Here is a 20762-nt window from a genome sequence, read left to right on the forward strand (position 1 = left end):
GGCTTGCCGGCGATGGGGCCATAACATTCAACATTGATGTTGGCTGTGATATCGCCATCGCCAGCAAGCCGGCTCCTACAGGGTTTGGGGGTCAGGTTTACTTTTTGCGCAAACGTATCAATTCCGGCAAGCCAATCTTGAGCAGCCGCGCCGTCCGGCTCTTGGCCAGTTCCTCGATGCCTTCATGCTCATTCAATCGCGCCAACTGCGCCGCCATGTTCATCACCAGCGCTTCGCGCGAGTAAACCCCGCCACCGAGCTGGTAGACCGCCGCAATCAGCTCTCGCAGCTCCAGAGGCAGGCGCCAGCGCGTACGCAGCGCCGAACCATAGGCCGCACCGAACTCGGCCAGTGCATCACCGACTTCCTCCCATTCATCCAGCTCTCCACCGGACTGCTTCCATTCCTGCAAACACCGCAGCAACGCAAGGTCACCCAAGCGATGCAGCATGCCTGCGCAGTAGCAGCGCTCCTGATCCAGATCCAGCAAGCGCGCCAATGTCCGGGCGTATTCAGCGGTGTGCAGCGAGAGGTTCCAGTAACGCTCGGCATAATCGGCCAGCAGCGGATCGCTGAGCCGCGCACTGCGCTTGAGCGCCAACCCCAAAATCAGATTCATGCTCTGCCCGGTGCCCAGCCGATGCAGCGCCTGGGACAGGGTTTGTACCGCAGCGCCGTGATGCTGGGCCGCACTGTTGGCGGCGGCGATCAGGACGGCAGTGATCTGTGGATCAATGCGGATTTCATCTTCCAGCAACTTCAGGTCAAGACCGTTGGGATTAAGGCTGCGCTTGACCGCCAGTTCCACGTCGGTCATCAGCGGCGCACCGTCGGTAAACTCACGACGACACTCCAGGTACGCCGACAAGCTCATGCCCGGCGCCAACGTCGGCACCTCACACGAGACCTGTTCCCCGGCGTTCAGCAGCAAATCCTGCAGACGGTGTGTCAGGCTTTCCATGTTCAGGGGTTTGGTCAGGTACGCCGTGGGCGCCAGGGGCAAGGCTTCGCGCACGCTGGCGCTGTCGTTGCGGGTGCTCATCAGAATAAAAGGCAACGGCGGATTGCGTTTGCGCTGGCGGACATTGCGCAAGACGTTCAAGCCATCGACGCCGGGCAACTCCCAGTCGACGATCACCAGGTCATACGGATTTTCCGCCAGCAGCTCCAACGCCTGCTGACCGTCGGCACATAGATCCAGCCGCGCGTCACAGCGCACTTTCAACAGCACCTGCTTGAGCAAGTCGCGGGACCAGGGGTCAGCTTCGGCAATCAGCACACGCGGTACGGCGGGCAAAACTACAGCGGTCATCTGCATACTCCATTTGCACTGCTTGCACCTTAGTCAATGCGGGCCATTTGAAAAAGTGCGGCAGGTTCTGCAGTCACGAAAAAACCCGCCGAAGCGGGTTTTTTGTCGATCAGGTCACACTCGGTGATCAGAGCTCGGCGAAGCACTCTTCGATGATCGCCAGGCCTTTGTCCAGTTGCTCGTCCGGCGAGGTCAGCGGTACCAGGACGCGCAGAACGTTGCCGTAGGTGCCGCAGGACAGCAGGATCAGGCCTTTTTCACGAGCCTTGGCCACGACGGCAGCGACCGCTGGAGCGTTTGGCTTGTGGCTGTCGCCATCGACGAACAGCTCTACCGCGATCATCGCGCCCAGGGCACGGACTTCGCCGATCACCGGGTACTTGGCCTGGATGGCTTTCAGGCCAGTGACCAGACGCTCGCCGACTGCCTTGCAGCGACCCAGCAGGTGCTCTTCTTCGAACACTTCCATCACGGCCAGGGCCGCGGCGCAAGCGATCGGGCTACCGGCGTAGGTGCCGCCCAGGCCGCCTGGAGCGATGGCGTCCATGTATTCGGCCTTGCCGCACACACCGGCCAGCGGGAAGCCGCCAGCGATGGATTTGGCAAAGGTGGTCAGGTCGGCGGCAACGCCCATCTGTTCCATGGCGAAGAAGGTGCCGGTACGGCCAGCGCCAGTCTGCACTTCGTCAGCGATCAGCAGGATGCCGTGCTGGTCGCACAGGGCGCGCAGGCGCTTCATGAACTCTTTAGGCGCGACGTAGAAACCGCCTTCGCCCTGAACCGGTTCGATGATGATGGCAGCGATGTCACGCGGCTCGGCGTCGTTCTTGAAGATGCGTTCGATGCTGGCGATCGAATCGTCGATGCTCACACCGTGCAGTTCGTTCGGGTACAGCGCGCGGAAGATGCCGCCCGGCATCAGGCCCATGCCGGCCGAGTAAGGCACGACTTTACCGGTCAGGCCCAGGGTCATCATGGTGCGACCGTGGTAAGCGCCGGTGAACGCGATCACGCCGGCACGGCCAGTGGCGGCACGGGCGATCTTGATGGAGTTTTCAACGGCTTCGGAACCGGTGGTCACCAGCAGGGTTTTCTTGGCGAAATCACCTGGCACCTTGGCGTTGATTTTTTCGCACACTTCTACGTACGGCTCGTAGGCCAGTACCTGGAAGCAGGTGTGGGTCAGCTTGTTCAGCTGCTCGGTCACGGCGGCGATGATTTTCGGGTGCACGTGGCCGGTGTTCAGCACGGCGATACCGCCGGCGAAGTCGATGAACTCGCGACCTTCAACGTCGGTCACGGTGGCGTTCTTCGCGGACTCGGCGAAGATCGGGTGAATCTGGCCAACACCGCGTGGTACAGCGGCTTCGCGGCGTTTCATCAGGGAAGCGTTAGTCTTGCTCATAAAGTCCTCATTCACCGCTCATCGGGCGGCGTGGTTCAAGGAAAATGCGGCGGGGAGGCAACTGAGGCAGCATGCGATGATCGACTGCCACAGCGTTCCCGGCCACAGAGAAAATTCCGGTTGAAGCACGCAAAGGGTCAGCGCTCTCGTGCCCTTTGCGTTTGAAGCAATGCCTTGCCGGGCTTATGCCCTCGAGCTTAGATGCCCAGGCAGAGGTATTTGATTTCCAGGTAATCTTCGATGCCGTACTTGGAGCCTTCACGGCCCAGGCCCGACGCCTTGATGCCGCCGAACGGCGCGACTTCGTTGGAGATCAACCCGGTGTTGACGCCAACCATGCCGTATTCCAGGGCTTCCGCCACACGGAACACGCGACCCAGGTCGCGAGCATAGAAGTACGAGGCCAGGCCGAACTCGGTGTCGTTGGACATCGCGATCACGTCGGCTTCGTCTTTGAAGCGGAACAGCGGCGCCAATGGACCGAAGGTTTCTTCCTTGGCCACGGCTGCGTTGTTCGGCACGTTGGTCAGGATGGTCGGCTCGAAGAAGTTGCCTTCCATCGACTTGCCGCCAGCCAGAACAGTTGCGCCTTTGGAAATGGCGTCAGCGATGTGCTCTTGCACCTTGGCCACGGCTTTTTCGTCGATCAGCGGGCCAGTGGTGGTGCCCACTTCCAGACCGTTGCCGATCTTGAGTTTGGCCACAGCCACTTTCAGTTTTTCAGCGAACGCATCGTAGACCGAATCCTGAATGTACAGGCGGTTGGCGCAGACGCAGGTCTGGCCGTTGTTGCGGTATTTGGAGATGATCGCGCCTTCGACGGCCTTATCCAGATCCGCGTCGTCGAACACGATGAACGGCGCGTTGCCGCCCAGCTCCAGGGACACTTTCTTGATGTCCTTGGCGCATTCAGCCATCAACTGACGACCGATTTCGGTCGAGCCAGTGAAGGACAGTTTGCGAACGATCGGGTTGCTGGTCAGCTCGCTGCCGATGTCGCCGGCGCTGCCGGAAACAACGCTGAACACGCCCGCAGGAATGCCGGCACGCTGAGCCAGTTCAGCCAGAGCGAAAGCGGAAAACGGAGTTTGCGAAGCAGGCTTGAGCACCATGGTGCAACCGGCGGCCAGGGCCGGGCCGGCTTTACGGGTGATCATCGCAGCCGGGAAGTTCCACGGGGTGATTGCAGCGGTCACGCCGATAGGCTGCTTGATCACGATCAGGCGCTTGTCTGGCTGGTGGCCCGGAATCACGTCACCGTAGACGCGCTTGGCTTCTTCGGCGAACCACTCGATAAAGGAAGCGGCGTAAACGATTTCGCCCTTGGCTTCGGCCAATGGCTTGCCCTGCTCCAGGGTCATCAGGCGAGCCAGGTCGTCCTGGTTCTCGATGATCAGCTCGAACCAGCGACGCAGCTTGTTGGCGCGGTCCTTGGCGGTCAGTGCACGCCAGGCCGGCAGCGCTTTGTCAGCAGCTTCGATCGCACGGCGGGTTTCAGCAGCGCCCATTTTCGGCACGGTGCCCAGAATTTCGCCCGTTGCCGGGTTGTTGACCTTGATCGTCTGACCATTGTCCGCATCAACCCAAGCGCCATCGATGAAGGCTTGCTGGCGGAACAACTGGGTGTCTTTAAGCTGCATGTCGGCTTTCCTTAACAGCACCGCGGCACGCGCGGAGCAAATTATGATTGTAGAAAGGCGCCTCAAAGGCTGCCGTCAGGGAAATCATTCACCGGGCTGAAGCACATAAATAGCGCACGGAATGAACTCGTGCGGTTCAGCACCCAGACAAGAGCGTTTGAAATCTCAAACGAATCCTAGGATCAAAGGGGGTAAAGGACAATAGGCTGTTCGAAAAAAAGAACGAAAACGCCGCATTTGCTCAATTTTTCTGATCAACGTAGCAAACGCAGGTTACGCTTTGAAAAAGCGCAGTCGATTCAGCAGCATGGACGCCCGCAGTGCATATGAGTATCATGGCGCCCGCTTGCACCAGTAGCTCAGCTGGATAGAGTACTGCCCTCCGAAGGCAGGGGTCGTGGGTTCGAATCCCGCCTGGTGCACCATATATAGAAACGAGAAAGCCTCAGGCCGTAGGGTCTGGGGCTTTTTTGTGGGTGATGGGAAAGCGTGGCGCAACAGTCACACTCATTAATCCTGAGCAGATGTATCGAACTGGCGGCCTATGTCCCTGGCGCTGTGCAGCACCCGCTCGATCAGAATGTCGTGTTGAACCCGGGAATAAAATATCAAATACAAACCGTGGCTAATTCTGCGCAAACCCTTCGCGTACTCCTCCTGAGAAACACCCATCTCTGGCTGATCAACGAGTCGCTCACATAGGGTTCGAATTTCACCAACAAAAGACCTTGCCCTGACTGGACTGTCCTTAGCGATAAAGCGGGCAATTTGCTGCAGGTCCTCACGCGCCATTGCGGCGAATTTGAGTTGCCTCATCTACGATGTTGCTCGGCTGCGACGTTATCAATAACAGCGTCTAGCTCTGCAAAAACAGTTTCTGCGTCAATGTGCGGGCGCGGATCGTTTCTACTGGCAGTGATTGCCTCACGAATTTCTGCAGCCTGCAGTCGATCAAGAAGTCGTTGATAAGCGGCTTGCGGTAGAAGATAGGCGGCTGGGCGATTGTGGTTCAACACCGCCACAGGCTCTGATCCCGCCTGCTCAATCACAGTGCTTGGACTGCGCTTGAGTTCTGTGATGCTGACTGAGCGGCTAGCGAGTAGTTGCTCCACGAGTAGGCTCCAAGGTACCTAAATAGGTACCTGATAGTGCTCGATTTGATACCCGACGGTCAACGCGTCCTGACCAATAGCCGCTGGGGCGAAAACGCCGAGTTTGAGAGGAAACGCCGAATCGACTGGATAACGCGAGCCTTCAGCCTGCCCGCGTCATCGTTAACGTCCATCGCGAGCAAGCTCGCTCCTACAGGTCGGTTTGGTTTTGTTGCCGGGCGAAAACCGCCGCCATCTCTGGCTCATCCAGGTGATCCAGCGCTCGTTCCACCAACAAATGCACGCCATCGGCCATGCGGCTTAGCGCCAGGGCTTTGGAGCGGCGCGAACCGTCCACACCGTCAGCGAGGTCGGCGGCGATGGCGCTGATCGACAGCAGGTCTTCCGAGGCGTTGGCGAGCAGGGTTTCGGTGTTGATGTTGGGGCTGACGGTGAAGAGCGAGCCTTTGCGTTCAGGTTGCTCTGGTTCGGATGCTGGTGGGTCGGGGACTATTTTGGACATTTGACTAACTCCAGAAGTGGAGCCGTTCACACGTCGCTGCTAAACGATGGGTGGCGGCTGTGCGCGGGTTAGCAGACCGGGGAGTTAGCAAACCGGCGCGCCCGAGGGCGCCCCACGCACAGCCACCATAACGTGCAGGTTAGTAACCTGACTGATGCTATGCACTTCACTAACCACGGCGGGCTGCTAAACCCGGTCACTGACAACCAGTGACACGAATCAAACTACCGACCCGCTCCCAAGCGCACAAGCCGGCGGATTCTGGCGTAGCCGTAGGTAATGGCGCAAGAATTTGTAGCTTGCAGGAAGTAAACCAAAGCCCTTTTAAACAAGCCCAAAATCACTGGGCTGTGGGGCTTTTTCTGTAGGAGCGAGCCGGCTCCGGGCGGCGTTCCGACGATGGGCGTTAATGATGACGCAAGCAGTCTGAATGCCCGCGTTGTCTGGGAGAACATCGCGAGCAGGCTCGCTCCTACAGGGAGATCATTTCACCAGAGAAAATCACTCAGTCGTCCAGTCAAACTCGTCGTAATCATCGTCTTCGTCGTCCTCAAACTCTTCTTCATCAAGGACGTCCTCCTCCAGAGCTTCTTCTGCCTGTTTCGCCAGAAGAAACTCCTTACGACTCTCGGTCACTGCTCGCCGCAGTTCCTCGCCCTTGACCGGGCAGTTGAGCATTTGGGCGATGCGGTCGATTTTTTTTGCCACGGCATCCTCCAACGCATCGGCTATAGGCCGATAGTGCGCGCTTTCGGGGGTGGATGCCAAATCGCAGAGCTCCTGATTCCTCAGTTTCTCTTCAATTCCTTAAGCCGGGCCGCGAGATTTTCCTTGGGAAAGCGTTTGTGTAATGTCGCCAACAATTCATCCGCCTCACGTGCCTGACCGGCGTTCTGCAGGCGAACCACTTCAAGCAACTGCTCGTCCAGGGTTTTCACCGGCGCGGCTACGCGTTTGCTGACTTTTGCTTCATCAGCCATTTCGACACTGATCGATTCGCTCTGCGCGGGGGCAGCAAAATCTGCCATCGGCGCGGCTGGGGCAGCCAGCGAGCGCGCAACTGACGACGGCGCTTGTACTGCCTCTTTTTTGGCAACCGGGGCGGATGCTTTGGGGGCGAAGTCGTAACTCGATACTTGCTCCGGCGTGCGTTGCACCAGCGCCAGCATCAACGCGATGCCGACAAGGCTGGCAAACGCCACTTGCCAACGAGGCTTCTGACAAACCTGAACCCAGCGCTGCCACAGATTCGGTTTCGGCGCAGGGACTTCACGCTGTGCGGCAGCCAGGATGAACGCATCAAGATGGCTCGGCGGTTCGGCGGTCGAATGCTCGCGGAAATGCTCAAGCATCTGGTCTTCCGGTGTTTTGCGGGCGTCAGTCATGTCAGTACCTCCTCGGCCAGCAGCCGACGCAGTTTTTGCTGGGCGTAACGCAAGCGGCTCTTGACGGTTTCCAGCGGTGTTTCGGTGAGGGTGGCGATCTGCGGCAGGTCGAGATCGCCGTGGGCGCGCAGCAGGAACACTTCGCGCTGGTCGGTGGGCAAGGTTTGCAGGGCAGATTCAAGGCGCTGGTTGTCGCGACTCAGGCTCAGCAGTTGTTCGGGATCGGCGGCGTCATCGGCCAGGGCGTGGGTTTGCTCGTCATAGCTGTCGTGCAAGGGGTTGTGGATTCCATGTTTGCGCCAGTGATCGATCAGGCGATTGCGGGCGATCTGGTAAAGCCAGGTACGAAAATTCGCCCGGCCTTGTGGCTGACTGGTGCTGCGGATCAGGCTCAGCCAGGTTTCCTGGTAGACCTCTTCGGCGAGTTCGGATTTGCCGCTGAGGCCTAGCAGGAAACGATAAAGACCTTGCCGGTGACGGGCGTACAGAATCTCGAACGCTGGCCCGTCGCCTTTGCGATAACGGGCCAGCAGTGATTCGTCGCTCGGCTCAAGAGCAGACATGTCAGTTGTAGCCTCCTTCAACCGGTTCGCTGTTGGATGCAGTGGTGGTTCGCAGGCTCTGCGCCAGCTCCACCAATTGCACGAACTCAGAACGCAGACCGAATGGATCATCACCCCGCGCACCGCGAGCCAACGCCTGCGTGTCCTTCAAGCTGAAATCGCCGGTATAACGCCCATCCTTGAGCTGTTGGGAAAACGCCGCCACGGCCGCCGCAAATCTAAGGTCATCACTGGCCTTACCTTCAGAACCAACGGCAATCGGCCGCTCGATCAAGCGACTGTTCCCACCTTCCGGCAGTTGATAACGCACACGCAGCATCGCCAATTCTCCAGACTTTGCCGAGGTGGCTGACTCAGCGCTGCCATACCGCAACGGCTCCAACCAACCCTTCTCACCCTTCGGAACAATTTCGTACAACGCCGTGACCGTATGCCCTGCACCGATTTCACCGGCATCAACCTTGTCGTTGCTGAAATCCTCACGCTTCAACGCGCGATTCTCATAGCCCAACAACCGATACTCGCTGACCTGCGCCGGGTTGAACTCCACTTGCAGTTTCACGTTCTTCGCCACCACCGCGAGGGTCGAACCGAGCTGATCCACCAGCACTTTGCGCGCCTCGCGCAGGTTGTCGATGTACGCATAGTTGCCATCGCCGGCATCGGCCAGTTGTTCCATCAGGTGTTCATTGTAGTTATCCACACCAAAACCCAGGGTGGTCAGGGAAACGCCGGTCTTGCGTTTATCCACAGCCATTTGCTTGAGGCTGTCGAAGTCGCTGATGCCGACGTTGAAGTCGCCGTCGGTGGCCAGCAGGATGCGGTTGATGCCTTTGGGGATGAACGCTTGCTGCGCCATTTGATAAGCCAGCTCGATGCCCGACGCCCCGGCGGTGGAGCCGCCCGCCGTCAATTGATCGATGGCTGTACGAATTTTCGCTTTTTCCCTTCCGGAAGTTGGCTCCAGCACCACACGCGAATCGCCGGCGTAGACCACCAGCGACACCCGATCCTGCGCGCGCAATTGATCGACCAGCAATTTCAGCGTGCTTTTGACCAGCGGCAGCCCCTCGCGACGGTCCATCGAGCCGGACACGTCCACCAGAAACACCAGGTTTGCCGGGGCCAGTTCAGCCACCGCACGGTCCGATGCCTTGATGCCAATGCGCAGCAAGCGGGTGTGCGGGTTCCACGGTGACGGCGCCAGTTCCGTGGTCACGCCAAACGGCGAGCCATCGGTGGGCAACGCGTAGTCGTAGGGGAAGTAATTGACCATCTCCTCCAGGCGCACCGCACCTTCAGGTGGCAGGCGACCTTGATTGAGCAGGCGGCGGACATTGGCATAAGCGCCGGTGTCGACGTCGGCGCTGAAGGTCGAGACCGGCGCCTCGGCGACGCTGTGAATCGGGTTATCCGCCAGCGCCTGATACTGCTCGCGCTGCTCATCCTGATAACCCGGCGGCGCAGATTCAGGCGCAAAACTTGCCATCGGTGCCGGACTCACGCTGCGTTTGGCCAAGGTCGCATCGGCCATGATCGCCTCACTGCGCACCAAGGTACTTTGCGCCGGAGGCGAAACCGGAACTGCTGCAGATTCAGGCTTGGACGAAACACCGCAACCGGCAACGGCCAGCAGCAACCCGATGGTGAAACCCTGGGCGGCCGGGCGGAGGAAATGCAGAGGGAGGGACATGGGGGCTGACCTCAGGAGGAAATTGATCCATTCATCCTCTGAGACGGGCAGCCTCACCGGTTCGGGTTAAACCCGCTGAAAAAAACTTCAGCGGTGATAACGCCGCACCACGCTGCTGTTTTTCAGCACATGACCTTTGATTTTTTCCAGCAACTGCGCGCGGGTCAGGCCGGCCGGCAACGCGTCTGGAGCAAGGTCCAGGGCATAGAGCTGGATGATGTAGTGGTGGGAGCTGTCGCCAACCGGCGGGCAAGGACCGATGTAGCCGATGGTGCCTTTGCTGTTGCTGCCACCCACGCCTTCAAACGCAGACTTGGCGCCAACACCGGCCGGAATCTGACGGGTCGCGGATTTGATGCCGTAATGAATCCAGTGGTCGGAACCCAACCCTTTCTGACCGTCCGGGTCGTGCATGACGATGGCGTAACTCTGGGTGCCCGCAGGGCCAGCGGTCCAGCTCAGGGCCGGGGACTGGTTCTTGCCGCCGCAGCCGGCTGCATCGCTGGCCGCCGCCGAAGTGAACAGGCGGTTGTCGGTCACGCCCGGAATGCTGACGGTGAAGCGTTCTGCGGCCTGCGCCGGAAACTGCACGCAAAGGGCGACGGCAACGGCCGCCAGCCAAGGGTTCAGAGAGGTCAATCGGGTCATACCGGAGCACCTTGTGCGGGTGGGGCCGTGGTCGGCGTGCAAACTATAGCCGGACCGTTCGCGCGGTGGCAGTGGGAATTGGCTGAACCTCGGGATAAGCGCCAAACTCTTAAGTGAAACGCTTGCCTGGAGAACGATCATGGCACTGCACCGCGTCGCCCGTTTTGCCGATGTGTCCGAAAACCGAGGCCTGGAAGTCCGGATTGGCGACACCAAGATCGTCTTGCTGCTGGTCGGCGCCCAATTGCGCGCCTATCAGGGTGAATGCCCGCATGCCGGGGCGCCTCTAGCCGAAGGTGCGCTGTGTCACGGGCGTCTGATTTGCCCGTGGCACAAGGCTGCTTACCGGATCGAGGACGGCGCGCTATGTGAACCGCCGTCGCTGGACAGCCTCAAGCGCTATCCCCTGGAGGTGCGCGACGACGAAGTCTGGGTCGACGATCAGCCGCTGGACGATGCTCACACCCCGCCGGCCGATGACGAACGTACGTTTGTGATCATCGGTGCCGGCGCCGCAGGCACGGCGGGTGCGGCGGCGCTGCGCGAAAAGGGTTTCGGCGGTCGTGTGCTGCTGATCGACCGCGAGCCTGACGCCGGTTACGACCGCACGGTGTTGAGCAAATTCGTGATCGCCGGGGAAATGCCGCCGGAAGAAGTCCCGCCACTGCGCGATGAAAACTTCTATCGCGAGCAACGCATCGATCGCATAAACGGTGAAGTGGCGAGCCTGGATGCACAAAACCGGACGGTGCAGCTCAAGGACGGCCAGACATTGACCTATGACGCCGCGCTGATTGCCACGGGCGGCACACCGAACGCTCTCGACATTCCCGGCGCCGACCTGCCGCAGGTGTTCTTGCTGCGCTCGAAAGACCAGGCACAACGGATTCTGAACGCCGCCAAACCCGACCAGCGGGCAGTGATCATCGGCGACAGCTTTATCGCGATGGAGTCCGCTGCGGCGCTACGCGAATACGGTCTGGACGTAACCGTCCTGGCCCGCCACGCGGTGCCCTTCGCCAAACAGTTCGGCGAAACGGTCGGCAAAGCGATTCTTGCCCACCACGTGGCCCACGGCGTGGTGTTTCATACGGAGGGTGAAGCCGCGCAGATCGAAGGCACGAACAAGGTCGAAGCGGTGCGCCTGGATAACGGTCAGCGCTTTCCGGCAGATTTGGTATTGATCGGCATTGGCGTCAGCCCGGCCACCGGGCCGTTCAAGGATTTGCCAACGGAAAAGGATCAGTCACTGAAGGTCGACGGCGGGATGCGCGTGACCGAAGGGCTTTGGGCGGCTGGCGATATCGCCACCTTCCCGCTCAACGGCCAACCGCAACGAATCGAGCATTGGCGCCTGGCGCAACAACAGGCGCGGATCGCAGCGATGAACATGCTGGGCGGTGATGAGCATTACCTGGATGTGCCGTACTTCTGGACCTGGCACTTCGGCAAGAACTACGACTACCTTGGTCACGCCGAAGCCTGGGACGAAGTCGAGTTCAAGGGTGATCCGTACCATCCACCCTTTATCGGCCTGTTCGGCAAGAATGGTGTGGTAACCGCCGCCATCGCCTGCGATGAAGAGCGGGCGATGGCAATGCTGGCCGAGCAGATGAAGCAGCCGCTGCCGGTTGACGAGGCATGGCGGCTGATTCGGGACGTCTAGGCGTTACTGAACAACGCCTGCACCGCCGAGTTTGCTCATCACAAAGCCGATAAACTCTTCGAGGGTCATTTTCTGGCCGTTGAACTCCACCTGGTTGTTGGCGTAGTGCAGTTTGCTGACGATGTTATTGCCGTCCAGCCTGGCGAACTGCGTACCGACCGCCATGACGCCGAACATGTCGGCGGTGGCCGTGGCTTGATCGGCAACGACCTTGACGTCGGCCTGGCCGTCGATCTGGCTCTGGACGCTGAGCAAATCAACCAGCATCGGCTTGGACACCTGGATATTGACGTCCAGCAGGGCAATCAACTGTTTGATCAGTTGATCCGGCGTCAGGTCCAAAGATTGTGGCTTGGTCAGGTCGAGCACCAGGTTGGCGCGACTTTCACCGTTGGCGGTGGTGAACGACAGGTTTTCCAGAGCCACTTGCGGGCCGGCTGCCAGCAGTTTCTCCAGACCGGTTTTCACCTGAGCCTCTTCTTCCGGGGTCAAGACCAGTTCGGGGGCAGGTTCGCCAGCTGCAACCGCTTCGGCGGCGGCCTTCTCGTACGGTTGCAGTTTGGTCTGGTAGATCTGCATCAACGACATCGTGGATGGAATGTCGAGGTTCTTCAGGCTCATGGCCATCTGTGCGGAACCGACCGTCTTGCCGTTCAGGGACACTTCGCCGATCTTGTAATCGGCACGCCCGGAAGCGCTGGTGCCCGACTCTTCGGTCTGGTTCTTCATTTCAAATTTCTTGATGCCCAACACCGACTGCTGCGCGCCAAAGGTGGTCTTGCTGTCGGTCAACTCGACGGTGTTCTCGCCGGTGTAAAAGCCGTAGGTACTTTTGACGAGATTGCTGGCCAGGGTCAGGCCGCTCAATTCGACTTTCACCGGTGTCTGGTCTTCAGCCACGGTGGTCAGTGTGAAGTTGTCCATGTAGCCGTTGGCTTTGACTTTCTGCGCCTGGGCGTTGGCGGCGACCTCGAGGTTCAGGCCGGAAAATTTCAGGTGAGACTTGTCGTCCAGTGCAACATCCAGCGGCAGCAGTTCGAGGGTGCCGTTGGTGGCGTTGTCATAGCCGATGTTGACCACGCCGGTGAGCGGCGATTTGTCCTTGGCAGCGGCGAACCACTTCTCGGTGACCGGGGTCTTTTCCAGTTCGTAGTGACTGGTGGCCATGACCGGCAGCAATTTCAGCGACATCAGGCGCGAGAGCGGCAGCGGACCGTGTTCGATGCGGTCGGCGAAAAGCAGTTCGACCGGTGCTTCGCCGAACATCTCGCCCTCGCCCTTGAGGCGGTAGTGCGCGGTGCTGCTGAATACGTGGCGCTCAAGCGATACCAGTTCCAGCGACGCGGTGCCGTTGGAGCCGACCAGCGCGGCTTGCAGCTCTTTGTTGGCGTCGGCGATCGAGGTGTTCAGCACCCCTTCGAGTTTGGTGCCGGTGAACCAGGCACCGCCGGCGCTGATTGCACCGATGGCCACGACGATTCCAAGAAGCACGCCTGCTGATTTATTCATGAATGACCCGTTCAATGTCCGTTGTTTGAGTGTGGTCGTCTTCCCTGAACCCATTTCGGGTTGCGGTCACGACTGCGCGAAAAGTGCGATGGAGATTAGCATCAGGCGCACCGGGCGGCCCAATGTTTAAAGGTTAAAGAGTGTCTATGGACCGCGCGGAGGGTTTGAGGGTTTCGGCGGATATGGAAACGCCATCGCCGGCAAGCCGGTCTCGCTCCCACAAGGATTACGCTGAACCCTGTAGGAGCCGGCTTGCTGGCGATGGCGTCAGTCCAGCCAACATCAATTCAGGAATACTGCACTTCCATCTCATCCAGCTGATGATCAAAGCTTTTCAGCCGCGCCGTCCACGTATAAACCAGCACTTCAAAATCCCGATTGATCACCGCCCCGCCCGTCACGTCCGCGCGCGGGTCGCAGAAATCCAGCTGATAGCGTTCGCGTGCCATGGCGGCGGCGACATCGGAGAGTTCACGGGCGTTATTCAACCAGTGCCAGTCGTCCTCGGACACTTGTTTGTCGAGGGCCAGGCATTGCTTCTTCAAGGTTTCGAGGCTTTTTTCCAGCGGTGTGCCGGTGAGTTCGCCCATGACTTCCTGGAACGTGCGCCCCGGTTGCCAGTAACTGCCCCAGAAGTAGCGATCGAACACCGTTTCGACCCGGCGCAAAGCGACCTTGGTGTCCCAGATCAGCACCAGGGTCTTGCCTTGTTCGAGTTGTCTTTTTTTGATGCGCTGACCCTGGAACGAAGCCCAAGCCACCACCACGATCGCCATCACCGCGATCAGCGCCGCAGCGCTATCGAGAAACACCAGCGCCTTGTCGATCTGGTGGGCCAGCATGATGCCGTAGAAATAGGTGGCCGACAGCAATACCAACGCCGCAATAGCGCACCAGAAGCCGGGAGCATAAGGGTTTTTCATTGTTGGAATCCCCATGACCAACGCGAGCCTTGATTGATGAGTTCGACGCGCGACCTCATCAAGTCAAAGCATAGCAACGGCCTCAGGGTTTGCCGGTATTCGAGCCTTGCGTTCGTCCGCTTTCCCAGCCGCCACCCAGCGCCAGGAACAGATCGATCTGGCTCAACGCAACCTGAGTGTTGGCGGCGGCCAGTTGTGCCGTGACGTCGGTGTAGGTGCGGGTCGCTTGCAGGTCGGCCAGGAACGACTCGCGGCCGGCCTGGAAGAAACGGTGCGTCTGGTCGGCGGCCAGCTTCGCCGATTGTTCGGCGTCCGCCAGGGCTTCTCGACGCTGCAGCAACGCCGAGTACTGCGCCAGGCTGGTCTGGGTTTCACGGATGGCGTTGAGAACGACACCATCAAAGTGCGCCAGCGTCGCCTGGGAAACGGCTTCAGCTTCGCGGATTCGCGCCCGGGCCCCGTTGGTCGGCACGCTCCAGCTCAGCGACGGGCCGAAGCCCCAACGATTGGTCGAAGGCTCGCCGAGGTTTTCCAAAATGCCGACGGTGCCGATGGTCGCGCCGATGCGGATGTCCGGGTACAGCTCACCGGTGGCGACGCCGATACCGGCCGTCGCAGCGGCCAGCCGACGTTCAGCCTGGCGGATATCGGGGCGACGCTTGAGCAGTGAAGCGCCATCGCCCACCGGCACCAATTGCGCGATTTTCGGTAGCTGCGCACAACTGGCGGTGCCGTCCGGCAATTGATCGACCGGTTTGGCCAGCAGCATCGACAGACGGAACAGCCCGGCTTGACGCGCAGCCTCGTAGCGCGGCATCTCGGCGCGCAGGGACTTGAATTGGGTTTGCGAACGGGTGACCTGGGTTTCATCGCCTCGACCGGCGTCGCGCAGGCGCTGGATCAGTGTGGTGCTCTGCGATTGCAGGTCGAGGGAGTGCTGGGCAATTTCCCGTTCTTCATTAGCCGCACACACCTGGGTGTAGGCGCGCACCACATCGGCCACCAAGGTGATACGTGCGGTATCGGCGGCGGCCTGGGTCGCATCGGCATTGGCCTTGGCGGCTTCGATGCCGCGCTTGAGTGTGCCAAACAGATCGAACTGGTATGAAGCGCTGATGCCGATATCACCGATGTTGGCCACCGGCACTTTCTCAGGCAACAGGAACGCTTCGCCGGACTCCTGCAAACGCTCGGCGCCCATTTTTATGCCACCGCTCCAGCCACCGGCGGCCTCGGCTTCATCGACCTGCGCGCGAGCCCGCAGCAGGCTGGCTGCCGCCACACGCAGATCGGTATTGGACGCCAACGCTTGCTGGACCAATTGATTAAGCCGAGGGTCCTGATACAGGCGCCACCAATCGGCGGGCACCGGCGCCGAGACCACCGGCTTGCCGTCCACGGCCAGTTCGCCCTGAAAATCTTCGCGGTGAACGGCCGCCTCTTCCGGCAGTTGATAATCCGGCCCGACCGTCTGGCACGCCGACAGCAGCAAACCCAATCCGGCAATCGCCAAACCCGAGGCCCTGCTCATTTGGCCGGCTCCTGCTGCTGGTCGCCGATGATCGACACCGTCGCGGTGCGCCCGGCAATCATGCGGAAATCCGCCGGCACGTCATCGAAGGCGATCCGCACCGGAATCCGCTGCGCCAGCCGCACCCAGCTGAACGCCGGGTTGACGTTGGGCAGCAGGTTGCTGCCGCTGCTGCGGTCACGGTCTTCGATGCCCGCGACGATGCTTTCCACATGCCCGCGCAGACGAGCGCGGTCGCCGATCACGCGAATGTCGACGCTCTGGCCAACGTGGATGCCGTCCAGTTTGGTTTCTTCGAAATAGCCGTCGATGTGAAAGGAATTGCTGTCCACCACCGACAACACCGGGCGCCCGGCGGTGACGAATTCCTGCGCACGCGGCGCACGGTCGTTGACGTAGCCATCCACCGGGCTGCGGATGGTCGAGCGGTCGAGGTTGAGCTGGGCGCTGTCCACTGCCACTTGCGCTTCCATCAGCGCCACTTCGGCGCGGGCGACTCGTGATTGGCTCTCTTCCAGTTGCTCGCCCGGCACCAGATTGCCGAGGCCACGGTTACGCTTGGCTTCGCGTTGCGCTTGCGCCAGGGTTTCCTGACGGTCGGCGACCGTTGCTTTGGCTTGGCGCAGGGCGAGTTTGAAACGGTCCTGATCGATGCTGAACAGCACCTGGCCGCGTTTCACCAATTGGTTGTCGCGCACGTCCACTTGCTGAATCAGCCCGGACACGTCCGGGGCGATCTGCACGATGTCGGCGCGAATGTGTCCGTCACGGGTCCACGGGGCAAACATGTAATACATCACCATGCGCCAGACCACGACAACGGCGAAGGTCACGATCAGCAGGGTCAGGACCACGCGACCGAGGGTCAGAAAAGGTTTTTTCATGTCATCAGGTATCGACTGAGTGAGTCCACGGCGCCGAGCAGCAAAGCGTAGAGAGCCACGTTGAACAATGCCCGGTGCCAGACCAGACGGTAAAAGTGCAGGCGCGTCAGCAACCCGTGCACCAGCAGGTAAATCACATAGGTAATGCCCATCAGCACCAGCAGCGTGGGCAGGAACACCCCGCTGATATCCAGATCACCGATCATAAAGGCGCTCCATCGATGCCATGGGGAAGCGGTTCTTCGAGGTCACCGGTGCCGAGGAATTCCACACCGGGCAGCAAGGCCAGACGCAAGCCGCTCAAGGCGTGCAGCAGGTGCAGACGGGCGCCGTCATCGCATTCGCGGTTCAGGGCGCGGCGCGCGCGGTCCATGGTCATCAACAACGCACCGGGCGCCGGCAAACGTTCGCCAGCCTTGAGGCAGGCTTTGAAATACTCGCCGACCTCGGCCACCACTTGGTGCAGCAATGTTTGCGGTACGCCGAACACTCGCGGCGTGTAGGCCAGCAAGTCGAGCAAGTTCAACGCCACGCGCACTTCGCGCAACGCGATGCCGGTGTCCTGGCCGGTCATGGCCAGGCGCGGCAAATGCTGCATCAAACGGTCAAGTACCTGCACACCCAAGCGGCGATGCTCGGCCAGGGAGGCCGGCTCGGTGAGGCTGACAATGTCGCGCCAACTGAAACGGGTCAGGCGCTTGGCCGCCAGTTCTGCGCCGAACGGCCGTGCGATCAGGGTCCAGACAAACGCGAACAGCAAACCGACCGGGCCGGCCAGGTTGGAATTGGCGAAGCTGAGGAAATCCGCGTCGTAAGCGCCCTGAATACTGATGAAAGACGAGGTGTTGACCAGCGTCAGCAGCATGCCCAGGTAAAACTGCGGCTTGACCGTCAGGGTGCCGATGCAAATGAACGGCACGGCGAACGCCAGCACCAGCATCGGGAAGTCATGCAGGTTAGGCAGCACCAGGAACAGGTAAAGACTGGCGAACAGCACCGACATCGCCGTCCAGAAGAAGAACCGGTAAATCTGCGGCGCCGGGTCGTCCATCGACGCGAAAAAGCTGCACGCCACCGCCGCCAGAATCACTGCGCTGCCGCCGTCGGTCCAGCCGAGCAGAATCCACAACACCGAGGCGACAATGATCGCGGTGACCGTGGACGCCGCCGAATAAAACATCAGCCCACGGTCGAGAAACGGTGACAGGCGACCGAGGCGCCAATGCCGGTACACCGCGCGCCAACTGTCCTGGCTTTCGCACTGTATGGCGTATTGCAGGCTGCGGCAGTCTTGCCACAAATCGATCCATTCGCCGAGACGGTAGAGCGCGTTGGAGAACAGCAATTGCTTGCGATCATCCAGCGCTTCGGCAGTGGGTTGCAGCGCTTCGAGTTGATCTTTCAGCGCTTGCCAGCGAGCGAGGTCGGCGTCTTTGTGGTCAAGCCATTCGGTGGTGGCGGCCAGCAACGGCGCGAACTTATCCACAAGCTCCGGCGTGCGCCGCTCAAGGGCGTAAAGCGCGTCATCGAGCGCGTCGATCACCGGCAGCAGATGAATCATTCGGCCGCGCAGCTCCTTGGTATTGCGCACGGTTTGCGGGCGCGCGCCTTCGTGGGGCAACTGGCCGATCATCAATTCCAGGGTGTTGAAGGTCGCGACCATCGACGAACGCAGCGCGCTGACTTCGTCCGGCTGCACGTTGCGGCTGAGGAATCGCAGGCTGTAGGTCGAGGCATCGGCAAACCATTTGTTCACCGAATCGTTGAACACCGGCGCCAGCCGCCGCGGCCAGAACATCGCGCCGACCACCGCCGCGACGGCGATGCCGAGGAAGATCTCTTCAGTCCGCGCTTCGGCGACATCCCACACCGCCAACGGGTTATCCACCACCGGCAAGGCGATCAGCGGAAGGGTGTAACCGGCAAGCATCAACGCGTAGCTGTTGGCGGTGCGCAAGTGCAACGACAGGAACAGCAGAATCCCGGTCCACAGCGCGATAACGATTACCAACACATAGGGGCTCTGAACAAACATCGGCACGAAAAAAACTGCCGCCGCCGCCCCCAGAAACGTACCGACCGCGCGGTACAACGCCTTGGAACTGGTGGGGCCGACAAACGGACTGGAAACGATGTAGACCGTGGCCATCGCCCAATACGGACGCGGCATCTGCATAAGCATGGCGATGTACAGCGCGATCATCGACGCCGCGAAAGTGCGCACACCGTAGAACCAGTCCCGCGCCGGGGGAACGCCGGTAAAAAATCCGCTCAAGGGTTCACCACCGACGGAGCGTTGGCCGCTTCAAACGCTTTCAATACCCGCAACGCGGCCTCCAGATCACTCGGGGCGATGCCTTCCAGCACTTCATTACGCAAGCGCACCAACTCGATTTCGACGGCCTGCACCAACTCCCGACCGGTGTCGGTCAGGCTCAGGCATTTGGCGCGGCGGTCATGGGCATCTTCGGTGCGACGAACGTAGCCGGCATGACACAACTGATCGAGCAGCCGCACCAGCGAAGGGCTCTCCATCCCGGCCGCCTGCGCCACCGTCACCTGCCGCACACCCTCGCCCAACCGCCCGATCATCAACAACGGAACGGCGCAGGCTTCGGAGATTCCATAGTTGACCAGCGTGGTCTGGCAGATCTTCCGCCAATGCCGGGCGGCCACCACCATGGAGCTGCTGATGTTCATCTGGAGAGCGTCGAGGTTTTTTGGCACGAGCGGAAAGACACACTGTTAGTTTGCTAACTATCAATATGTCATTTGAGGGGAAAGTTGGTCAAGTTTTGAAACAATTTAGTGGATAAGGCATAGCCGAAAATCGGCAAGGATCGCTCGACCCCATATAACGCTGCCGACCCCAAGCGAGAATCCAATGACTGAGTGCCCCACACCAGAAACCAAACCTGGCCCCAATACCGGAGACGCAGATTGTTATCGCTGGTTCCTGCAACGGAAAGTAGATACGGCGCGGCTCTCACGGCACAAGGAGCCAGGCTTAAGCAACGAGGAAATCGAAACCGAGTTTGCGCGTAGACGATTGAAAGCTGCCAAATGAAAGATGGGTGAGCTATGAGCGTTTCTTCGCCCGCTCGTACACAGTGCTGCGCTCGCGCTTACCGACCGCCACCACAGAAATCACCACACGCTCATCAATGACCTCGTAGACCAGTCTGTATCCCGAGGACTTCAACTTGATTTTGTAGCAGTCAGGCATCCCATGCAGGGCGTCGGCCGGGACTCGAGGCAACTCAAGTCGCTCTGCCAGTTTCTTTTTGAATTGTTCACGCAACGTATGCCCAAGCTTGTCCCACTCCTTGCGTGCGGACGGCAGGAATTCGAGCTTATAGGTCATCCAGGCTTACCGGCATTGGCGTTTCATGCCGACGAGAGCGAACGATTTCGGCTAACTCTAGGTCATCGAGGCGCTCCATCATTGCTTCGAATACGTCCGCCGGGACCATATACCCCATGACTCGATTGTGATTGAGCACTGCGACGGGCCCACCATGAGCTCCGCTCAGAACCGCAGATGGGTTTTTCTTCAGCTCAGACACACTAACTGCCATATCAGCCAGAACATTTTGCATAAATAAGACCTCAATTAAGGTCGCAATTCTGGTCTATTTGTAGTTCCTGAGCAACCTTGAAAAACTATACAACTGAGTTTCTTCGATGGTTTTACACCCCGCGCCCTTTCCTCAGCAACACATCCAGTTGATCCACCACCTCCGCCCAATCCGCGTCATCCAGAATGTCGTCGCGCAAAAACTGCGCCTGGCTCGGGCTCCAGAAAAAGGCGTCGGCCAAATGCAGTTCGGGCTTGAGCGGTGAGTGGGTGGCGATGAATTTATCGATGCTTTCGGCGTCATCCGGCAGGCCGAGTTGTTTGAACAGGGAGGGGAGGCTGTGGGTTGGGGATTCCATGTCGGGCTCCTTGGAAATGGCTGATGATTTGGTGACCGCTACGCGGTCAATCG

Annotated in this window: 22 protein-coding genes and 1 tRNA gene; 2 read left to right on the forward strand and 21 right to left on the reverse strand. The window is 59.9% G+C overall.

The features are described from left to right. Positions 1-97: 97 nt before the first annotated feature. The 3 genes from PMI32_RS02545 to gabD form a co-directional block, all read right to left on the reverse strand. Positions 98-1312, reverse strand: coding sequence for a response regulator (locus PMI32_RS02545; RefSeq protein WP_008034639.1), 1215 nt, complete (start codon positions 1310-1312; stop codon positions 98-100). 127 nt (positions 1313-1439) lie between these two features. Beyond that, positions 1440-2717, reverse strand: a complete 1278-nt coding sequence (gene gabT, locus PMI32_RS02540) for a 4-aminobutyrate--2-oxoglutarate transaminase (RefSeq protein WP_008034641.1) — start codon at positions 2715-2717, stop codon at positions 1440-1442. Positions 2718-2914: 197 nt separating this feature from the next. Beyond that, positions 2915-4357, reverse strand: a complete 1443-nt coding sequence (gene gabD / locus PMI32_RS02535; protein WP_008034642.1) for an NADP-dependent succinate-semialdehyde dehydrogenase — start codon at positions 4355-4357, stop codon at positions 2915-2917. A 348-nt stretch (positions 4358-4705) separates the two neighbouring features. Here gabD and PMI32_RS02530 point away from each other — a divergent pair. After that, positions 4706-4782 (forward strand) — tRNA-Arg (locus PMI32_RS02530). 85 nt (positions 4783-4867) lie between these two features. On the opposite strand, the gene PMI32_RS0129270 is transcribed toward PMI32_RS02530, so the two are convergent. The 8 genes from PMI32_RS0129270 to PMI32_RS02505 all read right to left on the reverse strand — a co-directional run bounded on the left by PMI32_RS0129270 (position 4868) and on the right by PMI32_RS02505 (position 10260). Continuing rightward, a complete protein-coding gene (locus PMI32_RS0129270; RefSeq protein ID WP_032829176.1) occupies positions 4868-5173 on the reverse strand; it encodes a type II toxin-antitoxin system RelE/ParE family toxin in 306 nt (101 codons plus the stop codon). Then, positions 5170-5469, reverse strand: coding sequence for a type II toxin-antitoxin system prevent-host-death family antitoxin (locus tag PMI32_RS30110; RefSeq protein WP_081501802.1), 300 nt, complete (start codon positions 5467-5469; stop codon positions 5170-5172). Before PMI32_RS30110 ends, PMI32_RS0129270 begins: the two co-directional genes overlap by 4 nt. A gap of 190 nt (positions 5470-5659) precedes the next feature. Further along, complete coding sequence (locus PMI32_RS02525; protein ID WP_008034653.1) at positions 5660-5971, reverse strand: DUF6124 family protein; 312 nt, start codon at positions 5969-5971, stop codon at positions 5660-5662. Positions 5972-6472: 501 nt separating this feature from the next. Further along, complete coding sequence (locus PMI32_RS0129275; RefSeq protein WP_008034655.1) at positions 6473-6739, reverse strand: hypothetical protein; 267 nt, start codon at positions 6737-6739, stop codon at positions 6473-6475. Positions 6740-6759: 20 nt separating this feature from the next. After that, complete coding sequence (locus PMI32_RS02520; RefSeq protein WP_008034656.1) at positions 6760-7356, reverse strand: hypothetical protein; 597 nt, start codon at positions 7354-7356, stop codon at positions 6760-6762. Next, positions 7353-7919 (reverse strand): RNA polymerase sigma factor, encoded by a 567-nt coding sequence (locus PMI32_RS02515; protein ID WP_008034657.1) that lies wholly within the window; start codon positions 7917-7919, stop codon positions 7353-7355. The genes PMI32_RS02520 and PMI32_RS02515 overlap by 4 nt, the downstream gene beginning before the upstream one ends. 1 nt (position 7920) lies before the next feature. Then, positions 7921-9612, reverse strand: coding sequence for a vWA domain-containing protein (locus PMI32_RS02510; RefSeq protein ID WP_008034658.1), 1692 nt, complete (start codon positions 9610-9612; stop codon positions 7921-7923). Positions 9613-9699: 87 nt separating this feature from the next. After that, the gene (locus PMI32_RS02505) at positions 9700-10260 is read right to left on the reverse strand and encodes a YbhB/YbcL family Raf kinase inhibitor-like protein (protein WP_008034659.1); all 561 of its coding nucleotides are present in this window, start codon (positions 10258-10260) and stop codon (positions 9700-9702) included. A gap of 139 nt (positions 10261-10399) precedes the next feature. Between PMI32_RS02505 and PMI32_RS02500 the strand changes: the two genes are divergently transcribed. Next, positions 10400-11926 (forward strand): FAD-dependent oxidoreductase, encoded by a 1527-nt coding sequence (locus PMI32_RS02500; protein ID WP_008034674.1) that lies wholly within the window; start codon positions 10400-10402, stop codon positions 11924-11926. A gap of 3 nt (positions 11927-11929) precedes the next feature. On the opposite strand, the gene PMI32_RS02495 is transcribed toward PMI32_RS02500, so the two are convergent. The 10 genes from PMI32_RS02495 to PMI32_RS02450 all read right to left on the reverse strand — a co-directional run bounded on the left by PMI32_RS02495 (position 11930) and on the right by PMI32_RS02450 (position 20709). Further along, positions 11930-13435 carry a YdgA family protein gene (locus PMI32_RS02495; protein WP_008034676.1) on the reverse strand — a complete coding sequence of 502 codons (1506 nt, stop codon included), beginning with the start codon at positions 13433-13435 and terminating at the stop codon, positions 11930-11932. 287 nt (positions 13436-13722) lie between these two features. Beyond that, complete coding sequence (locus PMI32_RS02490; RefSeq protein ID WP_008034678.1) at positions 13723-14358, reverse strand: hypothetical protein; 636 nt, start codon at positions 14356-14358, stop codon at positions 13723-13725. An 82-nt stretch (positions 14359-14440) separates the two neighbouring features. Further along, on the reverse strand, positions 14441-15889 hold the full coding sequence (locus tag PMI32_RS02485) for an efflux transporter outer membrane subunit (protein WP_008034680.1): 1449 nt from the start codon (positions 15887-15889) through the stop codon (positions 14441-14443). After that, the gene (locus PMI32_RS02480; RefSeq protein ID WP_008034682.1) at positions 15886-16773 is read right to left on the reverse strand and encodes an efflux RND transporter periplasmic adaptor subunit; all 888 of its coding nucleotides are present in this window, start codon (positions 16771-16773) and stop codon (positions 15886-15888) included. The genes PMI32_RS02485 and PMI32_RS02480 overlap by 4 nt, the downstream gene beginning before the upstream one ends. After that, positions 16770-16979: a DUF1656 domain-containing protein gene (locus PMI32_RS02475; protein WP_008034684.1), complete on the reverse strand. Its 210-nt coding sequence runs from the start codon at positions 16977-16979 to the stop codon at positions 16770-16772. The genes PMI32_RS02480 and PMI32_RS02475 overlap by 4 nt, the downstream gene beginning before the upstream one ends. Beyond that, entirely contained in the window at positions 16976-19048 is a 2073-nt protein-coding gene (locus tag PMI32_RS02470) for an FUSC family protein (protein ID WP_008034691.1), read from the reverse strand. The genes PMI32_RS02475 and PMI32_RS02470 overlap by 4 nt, the downstream gene beginning before the upstream one ends. Further along, a complete protein-coding gene (locus PMI32_RS02465) occupies positions 19045-19473 on the reverse strand; it encodes a MarR family winged helix-turn-helix transcriptional regulator (protein WP_008034693.1) in 429 nt (142 codons plus the stop codon). Before PMI32_RS02465 ends, PMI32_RS02470 begins: the two co-directional genes overlap by 4 nt. 379 nt (positions 19474-19852) lie before the next feature. Beyond that, positions 19853-20137: a type II toxin-antitoxin system RelE family toxin gene (locus PMI32_RS02460; RefSeq protein ID WP_008034695.1), complete on the reverse strand. Its 285-nt coding sequence runs from the start codon at positions 20135-20137 to the stop codon at positions 19853-19855. Further along, the gene (locus tag PMI32_RS02455) at positions 20127-20372 is read right to left on the reverse strand and encodes a type II toxin-antitoxin system Phd/YefM family antitoxin (protein WP_008034696.1); all 246 of its coding nucleotides are present in this window, start codon (positions 20370-20372) and stop codon (positions 20127-20129) included. The genes PMI32_RS02460 and PMI32_RS02455 overlap by 11 nt, the downstream gene beginning before the upstream one ends. 91 nt (positions 20373-20463) lie before the next feature. After that, positions 20464-20709 (reverse strand): DUF2789 domain-containing protein, encoded by a 246-nt coding sequence (locus PMI32_RS02450; RefSeq protein WP_008034698.1) that lies wholly within the window; start codon positions 20707-20709, stop codon positions 20464-20466. Between the last annotated feature and the right edge of the window lie 53 nt (positions 20710-20762).

Source organism: Pseudomonas sp. GM60 (genome assembly GCF_000282415.1).
In the GTDB taxonomy this organism is placed as follows: domain Bacteria; phylum Pseudomonadota; class Gammaproteobacteria; order Pseudomonadales; family Pseudomonadaceae; genus Aquipseudomonas; species Aquipseudomonas migulae.

Excerpts from the sequence above, each read along its gene's own strand:
- PMI32_RS02460 (WP_008034695.1), bottom strand. The coding sequence starts at position 20,137 with ATGACCTATAAGCTCGAATTCCTGCCGTCCGCACGCAAGGAGTGGGAC.
- PMI32_RS02500 (WP_008034674.1), top strand. The coding sequence starts at position 10,400 with ATGGCACTGCACCGCGTCGCCCGTTTTGCCGATGTGTCCGAAAACCGA.
- PMI32_RS02505 (WP_008034659.1), bottom strand. The coding sequence starts at position 10,260 with ATGACCCGATTGACCTCTCTGAACCCTTGGCTGGCGGCCGTTGCCGTC.
- PMI32_RS02455 (WP_008034696.1), bottom strand. The coding sequence starts at position 20,372 with ATGCAAAATGTTCTGGCTGATATGGCAGTTAGTGTGTCTGAGCTGAAG.
- PMI32_RS0129270 (WP_032829176.1), bottom strand. The coding sequence starts at position 5,173 with ATGAGGCAACTCAAATTCGCCGCAATGGCGCGTGAGGACCTGCAGCAA.
- PMI32_RS02525 (WP_008034653.1), bottom strand. The coding sequence starts at position 5,971 with ATGTCCAAAATAGTCCCCGACCCACCAGCATCCGAACCAGAGCAACCT.
- PMI32_RS02485 (WP_008034680.1), bottom strand. The coding sequence starts at position 15,889 with ATGAGCAGGGCCTCGGGTTTGGCGATTGCCGGATTGGGTTTGCTGCTG.
- gabD (WP_008034642.1), bottom strand. The coding sequence starts at position 4,357 with ATGCAGCTTAAAGACACCCAGTTGTTCCGCCAGCAAGCCTTCATCGAT.
- PMI32_RS02495 (WP_008034676.1), bottom strand. The coding sequence starts at position 13,435 with ATGAATAAATCAGCAGGCGTGCTTCTTGGAATCGTCGTGGCCATCGGT.
- PMI32_RS02520 (WP_008034656.1), bottom strand. The coding sequence starts at position 7,356 with ATGACTGACGCCCGCAAAACACCGGAAGACCAGATGCTTGAGCATTTC.
- PMI32_RS02450 (WP_008034698.1), bottom strand. The coding sequence starts at position 20,709 with ATGGAATCCCCAACCCACAGCCTCCCCTCCCTGTTCAAACAACTCGGC.
- PMI32_RS02490 (WP_008034678.1), bottom strand. The coding sequence starts at position 14,358 with ATGAAAAACCCTTATGCTCCCGGCTTCTGGTGCGCTATTGCGGCGTTG.
- PMI32_RS02515 (WP_008034657.1), bottom strand. The coding sequence starts at position 7,919 with ATGTCTGCTCTTGAGCCGAGCGACGAATCACTGCTGGCCCGTTATCGC.
- PMI32_RS02480 (WP_008034682.1), bottom strand. The coding sequence starts at position 16,773 with ATGAAAAAACCTTTTCTGACCCTCGGTCGCGTGGTCCTGACCCTGCTG.
- PMI32_RS02510 (WP_008034658.1), bottom strand. The coding sequence starts at position 9,612 with ATGTCCCTCCCTCTGCATTTCCTCCGCCCGGCCGCCCAGGGTTTCACC.
- PMI32_RS02475 (WP_008034684.1), bottom strand. The coding sequence starts at position 16,979 with ATGATCGGTGATCTGGATATCAGCGGGGTGTTCCTGCCCACGCTGCTG.
- gabT (WP_008034641.1), bottom strand. The coding sequence starts at position 2,717 with ATGAGCAAGACTAACGCTTCCCTGATGAAACGCCGCGAAGCCGCTGTA.
- PMI32_RS02545 (WP_008034639.1), bottom strand. The coding sequence starts at position 1,312 with ATGACCGCTGTAGTTTTGCCCGCCGTACCGCGTGTGCTGATTGCCGAA.
- PMI32_RS02465 (WP_008034693.1), bottom strand. The coding sequence starts at position 19,473 with ATGAACATCAGCAGCTCCATGGTGGTGGCCGCCCGGCATTGGCGGAAG.